Origin of the sequence: Azospirillum lipoferum 4B, assembly GCF_000283655.1 — a bacterium.
Taxonomy (GTDB): Bacteria; Pseudomonadota; Alphaproteobacteria; order Azospirillales; family Azospirillaceae; genus Azospirillum; species Azospirillum lipoferum_C.
In genome coordinates this window covers 410,730-425,495 of record NC_016587.1, presented here as the reverse complement: position 1 = coordinate 425,495, position 14,766 = coordinate 410,730, and the positions used below count along the sequence as shown (strand labels likewise).

The 14,766-nt window shown below is 66.9% G+C and carries 15 protein-coding genes; 8 read left to right on the top strand and 7 right to left on the bottom strand.

Going from position 1 to position 14,766, the window contains the following annotated elements:
- Positions 1 to 23: 23 nt before the first annotated feature.
- The 4 genes from AZOLI_RS26190 to ctrA all read right to left on the bottom strand — a co-directional run bounded on the left by AZOLI_RS26190 (position 24) and on the right by ctrA (position 1,857).
- Complete coding sequence (locus tag AZOLI_RS26190) at positions 24 to 248, bottom strand: hypothetical protein (protein WP_014189667.1); 225 nt, start codon at positions 246 to 248, stop codon at positions 24 to 26.
- A 48-nt stretch (positions 249 to 296) separates the two neighbouring features.
- Positions 297 to 515, bottom strand: coding sequence for a hypothetical protein (locus tag AZOLI_RS32750; RefSeq protein WP_044553201.1), 219 nt, complete (start codon positions 513 to 515; stop codon positions 297 to 299).
- 128 nt (positions 516 to 643) lie between these two features.
- Positions 644 to 853 carry a cold-shock protein gene (locus AZOLI_RS26180; protein WP_012977930.1) on the bottom strand — a complete coding sequence of 70 codons (210 nt, stop codon included), beginning with the start codon at positions 851 to 853 and terminating at the stop codon, positions 644 to 646.
- A gap of 263 nt (positions 854 to 1,116) precedes the next feature.
- Positions 1,117 to 1,857, bottom strand: coding sequence for a response regulator transcription factor CtrA (gene ctrA / locus AZOLI_RS26175; RefSeq protein ID WP_014189665.1), 741 nt, complete (start codon positions 1,855 to 1,857; stop codon positions 1,117 to 1,119).
- Between the two features lie 254 nt (positions 1,858 to 2,111).
- Between ctrA and fliI the strand changes: the two genes are divergently transcribed.
- Both fliI and AZOLI_RS26165 read left to right on the top strand, forming a co-directional pair.
- Positions 2,112 to 3,449 (top strand): flagellar protein export ATPase FliI, encoded by a 1,338-nt coding sequence (fliI, locus tag AZOLI_RS26170; RefSeq protein ID WP_014189664.1) that lies wholly within the window; start codon positions 2,112 to 2,114, stop codon positions 3,447 to 3,449.
- Positions 3,446 to 3,883: a flagellar export protein FliJ gene (locus AZOLI_RS26165; RefSeq protein ID WP_014189663.1), complete on the top strand. Its 438-nt coding sequence runs from the start codon at positions 3,446 to 3,448 to the stop codon at positions 3,881 to 3,883. Before fliI ends, AZOLI_RS26165 begins: the two co-directional genes overlap by 4 nt.
- A 27-nt stretch (positions 3,884 to 3,910) precedes the next feature.
- Here the strand turns inward: AZOLI_RS26165 and dnaE are convergent, their stop codons facing one another.
- Positions 3,911 to 7,417, bottom strand: coding sequence for a DNA polymerase III subunit alpha (gene dnaE / locus AZOLI_RS26160; RefSeq protein WP_014189662.1), 3,507 nt, complete (start codon positions 7,415 to 7,417; stop codon positions 3,911 to 3,913).
- A 134-nt stretch (positions 7,418 to 7,551) separates the two neighbouring features.
- Between dnaE and AZOLI_RS26155 the strand changes: the two genes are divergently transcribed.
- The 6 genes from AZOLI_RS26155 (at position 7,552) to AZOLI_RS26130 (ending at position 13,028) form a co-directional block, all read left to right on the top strand.
- A complete protein-coding gene (locus AZOLI_RS26155) occupies positions 7,552 to 8,193 on the top strand; it encodes a hypothetical protein (protein WP_014189661.1) in 642 nt (213 codons plus the stop codon).
- Positions 8,194 to 8,485: 292 nt separating this feature from the next.
- Positions 8,486 to 9,367: an EamA family transporter gene (locus AZOLI_RS26150; protein ID WP_014189660.1), complete on the top strand. Its 882-nt coding sequence runs from the start codon at positions 8,486 to 8,488 to the stop codon at positions 9,365 to 9,367.
- A gap of 113 nt (positions 9,368 to 9,480) precedes the next feature.
- The gene (locus tag AZOLI_RS26145) at positions 9,481 to 9,804 is read left to right on the top strand and encodes a YgaP family membrane protein (RefSeq protein ID WP_014189659.1); all 324 of its coding nucleotides are present in this window, start codon (positions 9,481 to 9,483) and stop codon (positions 9,802 to 9,804) included.
- A 207-nt stretch (positions 9,805 to 10,011) separates the two neighbouring features.
- Complete coding sequence (gene ggt, locus AZOLI_RS26140) at positions 10,012 to 11,826, top strand: gamma-glutamyltransferase (RefSeq protein ID WP_014189658.1); 1,815 nt, start codon at positions 10,012 to 10,014, stop codon at positions 11,824 to 11,826.
- Between the two features lie 251 nt (positions 11,827 to 12,077).
- Positions 12,078 to 12,473, top strand: coding sequence for a hypothetical protein (locus tag AZOLI_RS26135; protein ID WP_014189657.1), 396 nt, complete (start codon positions 12,078 to 12,080; stop codon positions 12,471 to 12,473).
- A gap of 126 nt (positions 12,474 to 12,599) precedes the next feature.
- Entirely contained in the window at positions 12,600 to 13,028 is a 429-nt protein-coding gene (locus tag AZOLI_RS26130) for a hypothetical protein (RefSeq protein ID WP_167331757.1), read from the top strand.
- Positions 13,029 to 13,164: 136 nt separating this feature from the next.
- Here AZOLI_RS26130 and AZOLI_RS26125 read toward each other — a convergent pair whose 3' ends face one another.
- Complete coding sequence (locus tag AZOLI_RS26125; protein WP_014189655.1) at positions 13,165 to 14,226, bottom strand: HD domain-containing phosphohydrolase; 1,062 nt, start codon at positions 14,224 to 14,226, stop codon at positions 13,165 to 13,167.
- Positions 14,223 to 14,657, bottom strand: coding sequence for a response regulator (locus AZOLI_RS26120; protein WP_014189654.1), 435 nt, complete (start codon positions 14,655 to 14,657; stop codon positions 14,223 to 14,225). The genes AZOLI_RS26125 and AZOLI_RS26120 overlap by 4 nt, the downstream gene beginning before the upstream one ends.
- Between the last annotated feature and the right edge of the window lie 109 nt (positions 14,658 to 14,766).

Below are 14,766 nucleotides of genomic sequence, written 5' to 3'. Positions count from 1 at the left end.
GCCCCCACTCGATTACAGCAGCTTCACGCCGACGGCGTGATCGACTTGATCGGTCCGCGCGGGTTGCCGGACATCTCGGCGATCTTGCGGTCCTGTGCCTCGATGAAGGCGCGGATGGAATTCTCGCGGTCGAACTGGTCGATGTCGGACGTCGGCACCTTGCGGTTCGAGGTGCGCGCACCGTCCTGGTAGATCACATCGAACAGTGCGAAGGCGTTTTCGACGGGTTGTTTCTTCTGACGGGCCATGGCCTGTCCTCCGTGTGGTCGCAGTCGGCCGTGGGATCGGCCTTGCGGTCAAGCATTGTTGGTATCGGTCTTGGTATCGGTGTCGGTCGAGACGGCGTCATCCTGTACGTCCGCATCGTCCTGCCCACCCTGTTCGCCGTCGGTCTGAGTGCCGGCACGGCGGGCGGCGACCTCTTCCTCGCGACGCTGAAGCTTTTCCTGCTTCCTCTGTTCCTTGGCCCGGTTACGCTCGGCCCGCTGCTGGTTGTAGTTCGGTTTGAAAGCCATAGCGGTTCTCCTCTGGGCAGGTCCCGGCGGGGCATAGGCCCGGCGTATGGGCGGTGCTGAATGCGCAACACGGAAAAAGGGCACCGGTTTCCCGATGCCCCTTTTTCCGCAGGTCGGCGGTCAGGCGGTCAGACCGCCTTCAGATTTTCCGCCGAGGTCTTGCCGCGCTTGGGATCGCGCTGCTCCTCGTAGGAAATCTTCTGGCCATCGACCAGGCTGCGCAGCCCGGCGCGTTCGACAGCGGAGATGTGAACGAACACATCCGGGCCGCCGCTTTCCGGCTGAATGAAACCGAAGCCCTTGGTGCTGTTGAACCATTTGACGGTGCCGACGGGCATGTCTGTCTCCCATAACGCGAAGGGCGCCGCACCACCGGTGCGGCGCATCAGACTGGATGTGGGATTGGCGGCCCCCGAATGCCCGCAAAGGCATGCTCGCATCGGCGAAAAAAGGGGGGCTGAGCGTGGGGGCGTTTGAACGTCCCGCAGTCCGTAGCAGAATGACCTGTCTGACATGGGAACGCCCGGCCGGTCTTTCAAGGCGAAAGACCGGCCGGGCGTTCGATTGTGAGAGCGACGGTGCCGCCCGATTTCTTTGGCGGTCAGCCGGCCGCCTGCTGCTGCGGCACGCGCGGCGGCGGCGGCGGATTCGCTTCCGAGATTTCCTCGTGCGGGTCGCGCAGCACGTAACCGCGGCCCCACACCGTTTCGATGTAGTTGTCGCCCTGGGTGGCGGCGGCCAGCTTCTTGCGCAGCTTGCAGACGAAGACGTCGATGATCTTCAGCTCCGGCTCGTCCATCCCGCCATAGAGATGGTTCAGGAACATCTCCTTGGTCAGCGTCGTGCCCTTGCGCAGGCTCAACAACTCCAGGATGCCGTATTCCTTGCCGGTGAGGTGCAGCGGCGACTGGTCGACCTCCACCGTGCGGGTGTCGAGATTGACGGTCAGGCGGCCGGTGCGGATGATGCTGTCCGAATGGCCCTTCGACCGGCGGACGATGGCCTGGATGCGGGCGATCAGTTCGCGCTTGTCGAACGGTTTGGTCAGGTAATCGTCGGCGCCGAAGCCCAGCCCCTTGATCTTGTTGTCCATCTCGGTCAGGCCGGACAGAATCAGGATCGGCGTGGTCACGCGCGCGGCGCGCAGGCGGCGCAGAACCTCGTACCCGTCGATGTCCGGCAGCATCAGGTCGAGAATGATGATGTCGTAGTCATAGAGTTTGCCGATCTCCAGCCCGTCCTCACCCAGGTCGGTAGAGTCGACGATGAATCCTTCCGTGTTCAGCATCAGCTCGATGCTTTTGGCGACGGAGGAATCGTCTTCAACCAGCAGAACCCTCATGGCGATATCCCGACGTTTGATGGCGCGCTTTCGCTACCCGACCCCGTGGATGGTCCCCGATCCTTGATGACCGATTTCAACCATCCCGTTTACACAAGTTAACAGACGATTCAGCTTAACGCCAGTGCCAAGCGCTTACACAACGTTAATCCTTCCATCGCAAGATGCGATCATGGTGGTTAACGTCGCCTCCGTCCACAGAACTACCACTTAATAGGAGCGCGTCCCGTCTTGGGGATGTCGGTATCCGACCCATGCCGTTCGATTTCGACCAGCTGATCCGCGACATCGACTCGATTCCCGATTGCAGCCGCTATGGCCGCGTCACCGCCGTGTCCGGCCTGATGGTCGAGGTCGGCGGCATCGAGAAGGAATTGTCGGTCGGCGGCCGCTGCATCGTGGAGACGCGCGACCGCCGCCGGATTCCTTGCGAGGTGGTCGGGTTCCGCCAGGGCCGGGCGCTCGCCATGCCCTTCGGCGCGCTGGACGGGGTGGGGCTGGGCTGCCGGGCGCTGGTGGCGGGCGACCAGGCGATGATCTACCCGACCGACGCCTGGCTCGGCCGTGTCGTCAACGCGCTGGGCGAGCCGGTCGACGGCAAGGGGCCGCTGCCCAAGGGGCCGCACGGCACGCCGATCCGCAACAACCCGCCCAACGCCCATTCCCGCGCGCGGGTGGGAGAGAAGCTGGATCTGGGCATCCGCGCCATCAACGCCTTTCTCACCTGCTGCCGCGGCCAGCGCATGGGCATCTTCGCCGGCTCCGGCGTCGGCAAATCGTCGGTCATGTCGATGCTGGCGCGCTTCTCCGCCGCCGAGGTTGCGGTGATCGGGCTGATCGGCGAGCGCGGGCGCGAATTGCAGGAATTCATCACCGAGGATCTGGGCGAGGAGGGTCTGGCCCGCAGCGTCGTCGTCTGCGCCACTTCGGACGAGGCGCCGCTGATGCGCAAGCAGGCGGCCTACATGACGCTGGCGGTGGCCGAGCATTTCCGCGACCAGGGCCGCGACGTGCTGTGCATGATGGACAGCGTCACCCGCTTTGCCATGGCCCAGCGCGAGATCGGCCTGTCGGCCGGCGAGCCGCCGACGACCAAGGGCTATCCGCCGACCGTCTTCGCCGAGCTGCCGCGCCTCTTGGAGCGCGCCGGGCCGGGGGTGGTCGGGGCGGGCACCATCACCGGCCTGTTCACCGTGCTGGTGGACGGCGACGACCACAACGAACCCATCGCCGACGCCGTGCGCGGCATCCTGGACGGCCACATCGTGATGGAACGCCAGATCGGCGAGCGCGGGCGCTATCCCGCCATCAACATCCTGCGCAGCGTGTCGCGCACCATGCCCGGCTGCAACACGCCGAACGAGAACGAGCTGGTCGGCCATGCCCGGCGCCTGCTGTCGTCCTACGACAACATGGCGGAGATGATCCGGCTCGGCGCCTACCGCCGCGGCTCCGACCCCCAGGTGGACGAGGCGATCCACTTTCAGCCGGCGCTGGAGGCTTTCCTGAAGCAGGGCAAGCGCGAAGCCACCGATCTGGAGACCAGCTACGCCATGCTGGCTGAAATCTTTGGGGTGCAGTGGCCGCAATGAGCCTGAAGACGATCATCCGCCTGCAGAAGCTGCAACTGGACGAGAAGCGTCGCGTCCTGGCGGAACTCCACACGCTGGCCGACCGGCTGCGCAACGAGATCGAGAAGGTGAAGCAGGAGATCGTGCACGAACAGGATACCGTGCGCGACGATTTCTCCGTCTCCTTCACCTATTCCAACTTCGCCCAGGCGGCGCTGGAGCGCGGCCGCAAGCTCGGCGAATCGCTGGCCCAGGTCGAGGCGCAGATCGAGATCGCCACCGACGAGATGGCCGAAGCCTTCCAGGAGCTGAAACGCTACGAGCTGGCCGAGGAGGAGCGGCAGAAGCGCGAACGCGACAAGCAGAAGCGCAAGGATGCCGCGATGCTGGACGAAACCGCCCTGGTCGGCTTCCGCCGCCGTCAGGCGGAGGAGGAGGAAGCGGCCGGCGGGTGAGTGCCCCGCTGGCGCCTCCGCCGGTCCTTACAATTCCGCCACCTCGACCACACCCGGCACAGCCTTCAGGGCCGAGCGGCTCTGTGCGGTGATGGTGTAGCTGCCGGGCAGTTCGATCTCGACCTCCTTCAGCGGGTCGATCTCCACCAGCACGTTGATCCGGCTCTTGCCGCGGGACAGCCGGTCCAGCGTGGCGCGCAGATGCTCGATCGGGGTGGGGTCGCGCAGGACCACGCGCAGGCCGGCGCTGACCGAGGCGACGGCCTCCTCCAGCGGCTTGATCTCCTGGCAGGTCAGGCGGACCTCTTCGCCGTTCAGCTGGGCGTCCACCGTCATCAGCACCGGGCGGCCGGGCTCCAGCAGGTCGCGGTTGGCGGCCAGCACCTCGGAGAACAGCGTCACCTCATAGCCGCCGGTGGCGTCCGACAGCTCGACGAAGGCGAAGCGGTTGCCGGACTTGGCGGTCTTCTCCTTCTTCGACACGACGATGCCCGCCATCTTGTAGCGGGTGGAGCCGCCCTTCGCGACGGCGGTCTGGAGTTCCGCCGAGCGCACCACCTTCATGCGGCCGAGCGGGCCGGAATAGGCATCCAGCGGGTGGGCCGACAGGTAGAAGCCGATGGCGCCGAACTCGTGCTTCAGCTTCTCCAGCGGTTCCCAATCCTTGACCTTGGGCAGATCCGGTTCGGGCAGGCCGCCGCCACCGCCGCCGAACAGGTTGCCGATGCCGCTGTCGCGCTCAGCCGCCTCCGCCTGGGCGTAGCGGATGATGGTTTCCAGCGCGGCATGAACCTGGGCGCGGTTTGGGTTCAGCCCGTCGAAGGCACCGGCGCAGGCGAGATTTTCGAGCTGGCGCTTGTTGATGGTCTTCAAATCCAGCCGGCGGGCGAAGTCGAACAGGCTCTTGAACGGACCGTTCTTCCGCCGCTCCTCTACCACCGCCTTCATGGCGGGCAGGCCGACGCCCTTCACCGCGGCGAGAGCATAGCGCACCGCCTTGGTTCCGTCGGGCAGCTGCTCCACCCCGAAGATGGAGTCGGATTTGTTGATGTCCGGCGTCAGCAGCTTGACGCGAAGGCGGGCCAGCTCCTGCCGGAAGACGTTCAGCTTGTCGGTGTTGCCGAGGTCGAGCGTCATCGACGCCGCCATGAACTCCACCGGGTGGTTCGCCTTGAGATAGGCCGTGTGATAGGCGACCAGGGCATAGGCGGCGGCGTGGGACTTGTTGAAGCCGTAGCCGGCGAACTTCATGACCTGATCGAAGATCATGCTTGCCAGATCGGCCTTCACGCCGCGCGCCTCCGCGCCGTCGCAGAAGATCTTGCGCTGGTTGTCCATCTCCTCCTTGATCTTCTTGCCCATGGCGCGGCGCAGAAGATCGGCGCCGCCCAGCGAATAGCCGGACAGCACCTGGGCGATCTGCATGACCTGTTCCTGGTAGATCATGATCCCGAAGGTTTCCTTCAGGATGCCTTCCAGGCTGTCATGCATGTAGTCGGCTTTTTCCTCGCCGTTCTTCACCCGGATGTATTTCGGGATGTTGTCCATCGGGCCGGGGCGGTAGAGCGACACCAGCGCGATGATGTCCTCAAGCCGGTTCGGCTTCAGCCGGCGCAGAACGTCGCGCATGCCCGAGCTTTCCAGCTGGAACACGCCGGTCGCCTCGGCCCGGCTGAGCAGCTGATAGCTCTTCTCGTCGTCCAGCGGGACGGTGGTCAGGTCCGGTTTCTCGGGGATCAAATCGACCGCCGTCTTCAGCACGGTCAGCGTCTTCAATCCCAGGAAGTCGAACTTCACCAGACCGGCCTGTTCGACATATTTCATGTTGAACTGGGTGACGGGCATGTCCGAGCGCGGGTCTCGGTACAGCGGCACCAGCTCCTGCAAAGGCCGGTCGCCGATCACCACGCCGGCGGCGTGGGTCGAGGCGTGGCGGTAGAGGCCCTCCAGCTTCAGCGCGATGTCGATCAGGTGGCGGACGGTGTCGTCGCTGTCGCGCGCCTGCCGCAGCATCTCCTCGCTGTCCAGCGCCTGCTGCAGCGTCACCGGGTTGGCCGGGTTGTTCGGCACCATCTTGCAGATCTTGTCGACCTGCCCGTAGGGCATCTGCAGGACGCGGCCGACGTCGCGCAGCACGGCGCGGGCCTGCAGCTTACCGAAGGTGATGATCTGGGCGACGCGGTCGTAGCCGTACTTGTTCTGGACGTAGCGGATGACCTCTTCGCGGCGGTCCTGGCAGAAGTCGATGTCGAAGTCGGGCATCGACACGCGTTCGGGGTTCAGGAACCGCTCGAACAGCAGGCCGAAGCGCAGCGGGTCGAGATCGGTGATGGTCAGCGCCCAGGCGACGACGGAGCCGGCACCCGAACCGCGGCCCGGACCGACGGGGATGTCGTGGTTCTTCGCCCATTTGATGAAGTCCGACACGATCAGGAAGTAGCCGGGAAACTTCATCTTGACGATGACGTCCAGCTCGAACTCCAGCCGCTCGAAATAGGTCTTGCGGGTTTCCTCGCGCTGTTCCGGCGTCATGTCGGGCGTGAAGACGACCTTCTCCAGCCGCATCTCCAGGCCGGCGCGCGACTGGGCGCGCAGCTCGTCATCCTCGGTGCGGCCGCCTTCGCAGGCGAAGGGCGGCAGGATCGGCTTGATCGGCTTCAGCAGGAAGGAACAGCGCCGGGCGATGGCGACCGTGTTGTCAACCGCCTCCGGCAGGTCGGCGAACAGCAGCCGCATCTCCTCCGCCGACTTGAAGCGATGGTCGGGGGTCAGGCGGCGGCGGTCCTCCTGGCTGAGATAGGCGCCCTCGGCGATGCAGAGCAGCGCATCGTGCGCCTCATACATGTCGGCGGTGGCGAAATAACAGTCGTTGGTGGCGACCAGCGGCAGGCCGTGGGCATAGGCGAGGTCGATCAGCGCCGGCTCGATGGCGTTCTCGACCGTGGCGAAATGGCCGCGCCCGCCTTCGTGCCGCTGCAGCTCGACATAGAGGCGGCCGGGGAAGAGGCGCTTCAGCCGCTCCAGAACGTCGAGCGCCAAGTCCTTCTGTCCCTCGTGCAGCAGCCGGCCGATGGAGCCGCCGGGGCCGCCGGTCAGCGCGATCAGCCCGGCGGACCGCCCCTCCAGCGCGTCGAGCGTCACCTGCGGGCCGGCCAGCGGGTCCGATTCGAGGAAGGCCTTGGACACCAGCGCCGTCAGGTTGCGATAGCCCTCCTCGTTCTGGCAGAGCAGGACGATCTGGTCGGGGGTGGCCGCCGCCTTGCCGGGCAGGCCGGGCTTGGCCCCTCCCGGACCAAATTGGGCGGGGCCGACGCGGGTGATGCCCAGCACGGTGCCGATGATCGGCTGAACGCCGGCATCGGATGCCGCCAGCGCGAATTCCAGCGCGCCGAACAGGTTGCCGGTGTCGGTGACCGCGACGGCGGGCATCTGCTGCTTGAGGCAGAGCTTGACCAGCTCCTTCACCTTGATCGCACCTTCCGACAGCGAATAGGCGGAATGGACGCGCAGGTGGATGAAGTCGGCGTGGGGCATGGCAACCGCGGGCTTGCTGCAACAGGGCCTCCGGTTCTAGCACAGGCGGGGCGGTCGCCGCGACGGTCGCCGGATGCATGCGAACGTGATATGCAGATCGCCGCATCACGTTCAGGGATGGGGAGGACGCCGCGATGGATCGGCCGCACCTTGCACCCGTCGTCCGACTGCGGCCGGCCTTCATGAGCCGCCGCGCCGTCCGGGCGGCGACGCCTTTGGCCCTGCTGACCGGCCTCGTGCTGGCGCTTGCCGCCTGCGAGACGGTGCCTCCTCCTCCGGCCCCGCCGCCGGCCGCCGCCGGGCTGCCGGACGGACCGGCCAAGCCATTCAGCGCCGGCAAGGGCTGGACCGTCACCATCCACACCCCCCCCGGCGGCAAGGCCTTCTGCGTTGCGGAGCGCGGTATTGCGGTCGGCCAGGACGCCGCTCCGCGCCTGACCTTCCGCACCGCCTCGACCGAATCGGGCTTCATCCTGTCGGGCTTCACCCCGTCGGACAGCGGAGCGACGGTGAAGCCCGGCGAACGCTATGACCTGACGGCCAGCCTGGACCAGGGATCGCGGATGTCGCTGAGCGCCCGCGGCCTGCCCAACGGCAGCCTCTATGTCGCCATCCCGACCAAGAGCTACCTGGAGGAGTTGGAACCGCTCGCCCGTGCCCGCCGCGTCAGCTTCCGCAGCAGCGGCCTGGGCGACATCGGCGCGATGGTGCTGTCGGGGTCGTCCTGGGCGATCAACGCGTCGGACGAATGCCGGATTCTGCATGCCGATCCCTGACGGGACGGCGCAGGTCAGCCCCGCGCCCCGCGCACCTCATTGCAACACCATTCGTGCGGAGAGCGAGGTAAAAGCCCCTCTCCCCTTGCGGGAGAGGGGTTGGGGTGAGGGGGCGCAAATCCAGGGTTTCCAACGGCCTGTCGCCGTCTGTACCTCTCATCCCAACCCTTCTCCCACAAGGGGAGAAGGGCTTTCTGGCCAGGGGGCGGCTGAGCGGCCCATCGGCCTAGCGTAGGCGGGAACACCCGTCCTCCGGTTGACCGGCCGGTCGGCGCCCAATTAGCCTGCCATCATGCGTGCTTCCCACATTCTGCTCGCGGTGGCGGTCGCCGCCGTCTGGGGCTTCAACTTCGTCGCGATCAAGGTCGGATTGCGCGATTTCCCGCCGCTGCTCTTTTCCTGCCTGCGCTTCGCGCTGGCGGCGCTGCCGGTCCTGGTGCTGGGCTGGGCGAAGGGGCCGCCGGTGCCCTGGCGGTTCGTGATCGGCATCGGCGTGATGCTGGGCGTGGTGAAGTTCCCGCTGCTGTTCCTGGGCATCGATGTCGGCATGCCGGCCGGGCTCGCCTCGCTGGTGCTGCAGGCGCAGGCCTTCTTCACCGCCATCTTCGCCGCCCTGATGCTGGGCGACCGGCCGGGGCCGCGGCAGATCGCCGGCATGGTCGTCGCCTTTGCCGGCGTCGGCCTGATCGCGCTGGAGATGCCGGCGGGCGACTCGCTGCTCGGCCTTGCCCTGACGCTGGCGGCGGCGGCGGCCTGGGGCGTGTCCAACATCGTGATGAAGCAGGCCAAGGCGCCCGACCTGTTCAGCCTGATGGTCTGGGTCAGCCTGATCCCGCCGCTGCCGCTGCTGGCGATGTCGCTGGCGCTGGAGGGGCCGGAGCGCATCGTCCATGCCTTCACCACCCTGACGGTCGTCGGCGTCGGCTCGCTGGTCTACATCGCGGCGGGGGCGACGCTGTTCGGCTTCGCCGCCTGGGGCTTCCTGATGCGGCATTATCCGGCCAGCCTCGTCGCTCCCTTCTCGCTGCTGGTGCCCATCTTCGGCATGAGTTCCAGCGCGCTCCTGCTGGGCGAGACCTTCACCGCGGTCAAGCTGGCCGGCGGGTTGCTGGTCTTCGCCGGCCTTGCCCTGTCGGTGCTGAAGCTGCCGGGGGCCGTGCGGGCGCGCGCCTGATCCGGCGCCGCGGCGGCTTCGGCCGGCTTCGAGACGACGGCAGGGGAGGGAACAGACGGGGATGTCCCGCGTTGGAAGGGGCATTCCACCCCCCATCGTCCCCCGGAGCAGCCATGAACGCCCAATCCTCGATCCGCCATGCCTATGACAGCGTCTTCGAAGGCCACGCCAACATGGGCATGGGCGAGCGCATCGTCTCGACCGGCCTCGGCCTCGCCGTCGCGGCGGGCGGTCTGCGCAAGGGCGCCAGCATTCCGGGCGCCATCATGGGGCTGGTCGGGGCCGCCCTGGTCGCCCGCGGCATGAGCGGCCACTGCCCGGTGAAGGAACGCCTGCCCGGCGGCCACCAGGACGCGCTTGGCCATCACGGCTCCCACAACTCCCTCGACGGCGGTTCCGACAGCATGAGCCGGTCGCGGATGGCGGAGACCTACTGACAGGAGCGATGCCCCGCCCCGCTCCGCGTCGCACGCCATTCACCGGCCGTCACAGGCCATTCACGGGGATGAGCGACGCCATCAACCCCGATGGTGAATTGTTGGGCAGACCAGCGACGGAGTGAAGACCGGGCGCCGCGGGTGTGACATCCTGCGGGACCCGGGCTGCAGCCCCCGACCTGTCGTCCCGCTCAGGAGTTTCACCGCATGTGGTTCCCCGCTTTACGGTCCCGTTCCTCCGTCGCGGCGGTGGCTGCGCTCTGCGTCGGCTCGGCCCTTGTCCTGCCCCTGGTCCTGCCGGCGCCGGTCCTTGCCCAGAAGGCGCCGCAGCAGGCCCCGGCAGCCGCGCCCGCCAGCACCTCGGCCCCCGCGTCGGTCCGCTACGACATCGGCTATGACATCTTCCATCCCGTCCGTTCGCAGAACGGGATGGTCGCCTCGGAACACCGGCTGGCGACGGAGATCGGGGTCGACATCCTCAAGCGCGGCGGCAATGCGGTCGATGCGGCGGTCGCCGTCGGCTTCGCGCTGGCGGTGGTGCTGCCCAACGCCGGAAATGTCGGCGGCGGCGGCTTCATGATCGTCCATGACGCGGCCAGCGGGAAGGACGTCGCCATCGACTTCCGCGAGATGGCGCCGGCCAAGGCCTTCCGCGACATGTATCTGGACGCGCAGGGCAAGGTGGTGCCCGACCGCTCGCTCTATACCCATCTGGCTGTGGGCATTCCCGGCACCGTCGCCGGGCTGGCCCATGCGCTGGAGACATACGGCACGATGACGCTGGCCGACGTGATGGCCCCGGCGATCAGGCTGGCGCGCGAAGGCTACACCGTCACCCCGCAGCTGGCCGGCCTGCTGGAGGTCGAACGCGACCATCTGGCCAAGTGGGAGGCCACCCGCGCCATCTTCTTCAAGGGCGACCGCCCGCTGACCGCCGGGGAGATTCTGGTCAATCCCGACCTCGCCAACTCGCTGGAGACGATCGCCCGCCAGGGGCCGAAAGCCTTCTACGAGGGCGAGATCGCCGAGAAGATCGCGGCGGAGATGGCCAAGCATGGCGGCGCCATCACCAAGGAGGATCTGAAGGCCTACAAGGTGGTGGAGCGCGAGCCGGTCAGCGGCAGCTATCGCGGCTATACGGTGAAGTCGATGCCGCCGCCCAGCTCCGGCGGGACGCACATCATCCAGATGCTGACCATGCTGGAACGCTGGCCGCTGAAGGAGTACGGCCCGGCCAGCGCGCGGTCGATCCATCTGATGGCTGAGTCGATGAAGCTCGCCTATGCCGACCGCTCCGAATATCTGGGCGATCCCGACTTCACCAAGGTGCCGGTGAAGGGCCTGACCTCGCGCAGATATGCCGACGAGCTGGCGGCGAAGATCGATCCGGAGAAGGCGACCCCGGCCAGCAGCATCAAGCCCGGCAAGCCGGCGCCCTACGAGAGCGACCAGACCACCCATTATTCGGTGGCGGACAGCCGCGGCAACGTGGTCAGCACCACCTATACGCTGAACCTCAATTTCGGCAGCGGCATCGTCGCCGCCGGCACCGGCATCCTGCTGAACAACGAGATGGACGATTTCTCGGCCAAGCCGGGCGTGCCCAACGCCTTCGGGCTGATCGGCGGCGAGGCCAACGCCATCCAGCCCTTCAAGCGTCCGCTCAGCTCGATGTCGCCGACCATCGTGCTGAAGGACGGCAAGCCCTGGCTGGTCACCGGCAGCCCCGGCGGCAGCCGCATCATCACCACCACCATGGAAACGGTGATCGACCACATCGACTTCGGCATGAACCCGGCCGAGGCCGCCGCCCTGCCGCGCGTCCATCACCAGTGGACCCCCGACGAACTGCGGGTGGAGAAGGGCCTCAGCCCCGACACGATCCGGCTGCTGGAGCAGATGGGCCACAAGGTGGCGGTGAAGCCGACGATGGGCCGCACCCAGACCATCCAGCTGCGCGCGGACGGACTGTATGGCTATTCCGACCCCCGCAACCCCGACGGCATGGCGCTTGGATACTGAAAAGGCGGATACCGAGAGGCGGATTGACCGGATGGCATGAGCCGCAAGGAAAGAAGGACGCCCGGCGGAGGCCGGGCGTTACAATTCCCGTGTACAAAGAAAAAGCGCCGTGCTTTGGTTACCTTCGATCCGCCGTGCCGGGGGGCACGGGGTCGCGAGGGCTGAGGGCTCGTTCGGATAAGGCAACGGAACAGTTGGCTTAAGGCGGGCCGGTCGGTTAGCCTTTGCTGGAGTGAACCGGAGCATTTGCCGTGGACAAGGCCTTGGTCGAAAAGAACCGCGAGTGGACCTATCAGCGTGAGGGAAAGCAGCCCGTCACCATCCGGGTCGCCGATTTCGAGCGCGAGGGGAAGCGTATCGTCGCCTTCCTGGAACAGACCGACATCGCCAAGGCGGCCGGGTCGCCCCAGCCGGCGGTGAACGATTGGCCGGGCATCGCCGAAGCCTATGCGAAGGAGCAGGGCGTGGCGCTCGGCGACATCTATTGGTACGAGCTGCACCCGCGCCGTTTCGCCAACGGCCGTCCCAACGTGTCGGAATACCGTCCGGGCATGGCCGAATGGCGGTTCGAGACCAGCATTCCGCTTGCCCGCGCCATCGTGGAACAGCTGGGTTTCGACCCCGACAACCTGCCGCTCGACATCTGATCGATCCTGTCTGATCCCATCCGGTCCTGCGCGCAGCCTCTGTGATGCGCCGCAGGAGAGGTGTATGATGGTTCGTCGGACATGTCGGCGGCGGGGCCGCCGCCGGGTGTCGCGACCGGGAGACGGATGATGAAGACGGTGCGGGTGGCGTTTGCCCTGGGTGCTGCGATGCTGGCGACCGCGGCTGCCGCTGCGGTCGCCGTGGTTCCCGGACCGGCGCAGGCGCGCACGTCGGTGTCGGTCGGCTTCGGTTTCGGGCCGGTCTTTCCCGGCCACGGCTATTACCACCCCTACCGCTACTACGCGCCGCCCCCGCCGGTGGTGCAGTATTACGCGCCGCCGCCGGTGGTCTATGTCCCTCCGCCTCCGGTGGTGCAGTATTACAACCCGCCTCCGGCCGCCATCGGCGTCGATCCGGCCGGCCCGGTCTATTACTCGCGCAGCGGCCAGCAGTGCCGCGAATACCAGAGCCGCGCCATGGTCGGCGGCCGGTCTCAGCCGGTCTATGGCACCGCCTGCCTGCAACCCGACGGCTCCTGGCGTATCGTCAACTGAGAGCTCGCGGTCCGCGGCTGGAACGCATCCCTGCTGTACAGCGTCGTGCGTTTACTATGAAACGCACGACGCCGTAGCCTTATGATTGGCGATCGGATTCACGCTCCAAACCGATTCCGATTTTACGCGATCCGATCTAATGCTCTGTCGGACAGAGCACCGGCAATTCGTCGGCATTCTCGTGGTGAATGGCGCAGACCTCGTCCCAGCGCGACAGGAAGGCGTCGAGAAGGGCGGGATCGAAGTGGCGGCCGCGCTGCTCGACCATGTAGCCGCGCGCCTCCTCCAGCGTCCACGACCGTTTGTAGGGCCGGGTGGAGGTGAGCGCGTCGAACACGTCGGCGACGGCGACGATGCGGCCGGACAGCGGGATGGCACTGCCGGCCAATCCATTGGGATAGCCGCTGCCGTCGAACTTCTCGTGATGGCTGAGCGCGATCTCCGCCGCCAGCCGCAGCAGCGGAATGTCGCTGTTGGCCAGGATGCGATGGCCGATGGTGGCGTGCTGGCGCATCACCGTCAACTCCTCCGAAGTCAGCCGCCCCGGCTTCAGCAGGATCATGTCGGGGATGCCGATCTTACCGATGTCGTGCATCGGCGCCGCCTTCATCAACTCCTGGGCATAGGCGCCGCCGCAGCCCGCCGCTTCGGCGACGAGGCGCGAATAGAGCGCCATCCGCTCGATATGGGCGCCGGTTTCGGGGTCGCGGTATTCGGATGCGCGCGACAGGCGGTTGACCAGCTCCTCCCCCTGGCGCTGGAGGGCGGCGGTCACCCGTTCCACCTCGTCGGCCAGCAGGGCGGCGCGGTCGCGCAGCAGGGCGCGGCTCTGGCGCAGGGCCAGCAGGTTGCGCAGGCGGGCCTGCACCTCCGGCACCACGATCGGCTTGGTCAGGAAATCGCTGCAGCCCTCGTCCAGCGCCCGCACCCGGATGTCCACCGCCGTGTTGGCGGTGATCATCACCACCGGAACATTGTCCAGCCGCGCATCATCGCGGATGTGGCGCAGCAGGTCCATGCCGTCCATGTCCGGCATCATCTGGTCCAGCAGGATCAGGTCCGGCTCGTTCCCGCGCAGCCACTCCATGGCGTCCAGCGGGTTTTCCATGGCGATGGGCTCCGCATCGTCCAGACGGCGGACGATGGCGCCCATGATGAACAGGTTGGTGCGGTCGTCGTCGACGATGAGGATGTTCATCCGGCGGCATCCCCCTTGCGGGCGGCGATCAGCCGGCCGGCTTCCGCCAGCAAGGCCGACAGGTCGACCGGCTTTTCGAACGCCGCGTCGGCTCCCAGCAGGCGGGCCATTCCCGGCAGCTCCATGCGCAGCCGCAGGCTGCCGCCGGTGACCGCGATCAATGGCGGGCGCGACGGCTGTTCCTTCAGCCGCAGGATCACCTCGTATCCGTCGGCCTCGGGCATGATGATGTCGGTCACGACCAGATCGACGGTCCGGCTGGCCAGGATCGCCAGGGCGGTGTTGCCGTTCTCTGCCTCGTGAACGGCGTAACCGGCGCGCGTGAAGGCGATGCGGGCCATCCCGCGGAAGTCGGGATCGTCGTCGACCAGCAGGATGGTAGCGGACACTGTGACGGGCTTGGCCCGGAGCTCGTAAAGGGTCATGTCCATGGTCGCCGCTTCCGTCGTCCGCAACCAGATTGGCGGGCTGCGCTGGATAGGGATCGCTGAGCATCACCATAACCGGATCGGGCTCCCCGCGGCGGTTGAGTGTGGGATA

Excerpts from the sequence above, each read along its gene's own strand:
- AZOLI_RS26130 (WP_167331757.1), top strand. The coding sequence starts at position 12,600 with ATGATGAAGACGGTGCGGGTGGCGTTTGCCCTGGGTGCTGCGATGCTG.
- AZOLI_RS26150 (WP_014189660.1), top strand. The coding sequence starts at position 8,486 with ATGCGTGCTTCCCACATTCTGCTCGCGGTGGCGGTCGCCGCCGTCTGG.
- AZOLI_RS32750 (WP_044553201.1), bottom strand. The coding sequence starts at position 515 with ATGGCTTTCAAACCGAACTACAACCAGCAGCGGGCCGAGCGTAACCGG.
- dnaE (WP_014189662.1), bottom strand. The coding sequence starts at position 7,417 with ATGCCCCACGCCGACTTCATCCACCTGCGCGTCCATTCCGCCTATTCG.
- AZOLI_RS26145 (WP_014189659.1), top strand. The coding sequence starts at position 9,481 with ATGAACGCCCAATCCTCGATCCGCCATGCCTATGACAGCGTCTTCGAA.
- AZOLI_RS26120 (WP_014189654.1), bottom strand. The coding sequence starts at position 14,657 with ATGGACATGACCCTTTACGAGCTCCGGGCCAAGCCCGTCACAGTGTCC.
- AZOLI_RS26165 (WP_014189663.1), top strand. The coding sequence starts at position 3,446 with ATGAGCCTGAAGACGATCATCCGCCTGCAGAAGCTGCAACTGGACGAG.
- ggt (WP_014189658.1), top strand. The coding sequence starts at position 10,012 with ATGTGGTTCCCCGCTTTACGGTCCCGTTCCTCCGTCGCGGCGGTGGCT.
- AZOLI_RS26190 (WP_014189667.1), bottom strand. The coding sequence starts at position 248 with ATGGCCCGTCAGAAGAAACAACCCGTCGAAAACGCCTTCGCACTGTTC.
- AZOLI_RS26180 (WP_012977930.1), bottom strand. The coding sequence starts at position 853 with ATGCCCGTCGGCACCGTCAAATGGTTCAACAGCACCAAGGGCTTCGGT.
- AZOLI_RS26125 (WP_014189655.1), bottom strand. The coding sequence starts at position 14,226 with ATGAACATCCTCATCGTCGACGACGACCGCACCAACCTGTTCATCATG.
- ctrA (WP_014189665.1), bottom strand. The coding sequence starts at position 1,857 with ATGAGGGTTCTGCTGGTTGAAGACGATTCCTCCGTCGCCAAAAGCATC.
- AZOLI_RS26155 (WP_014189661.1), top strand. The coding sequence starts at position 7,552 with ATGGATCGGCCGCACCTTGCACCCGTCGTCCGACTGCGGCCGGCCTTC.
- fliI (WP_014189664.1), top strand. The coding sequence starts at position 2,112 with ATGCCGTTCGATTTCGACCAGCTGATCCGCGACATCGACTCGATTCCC.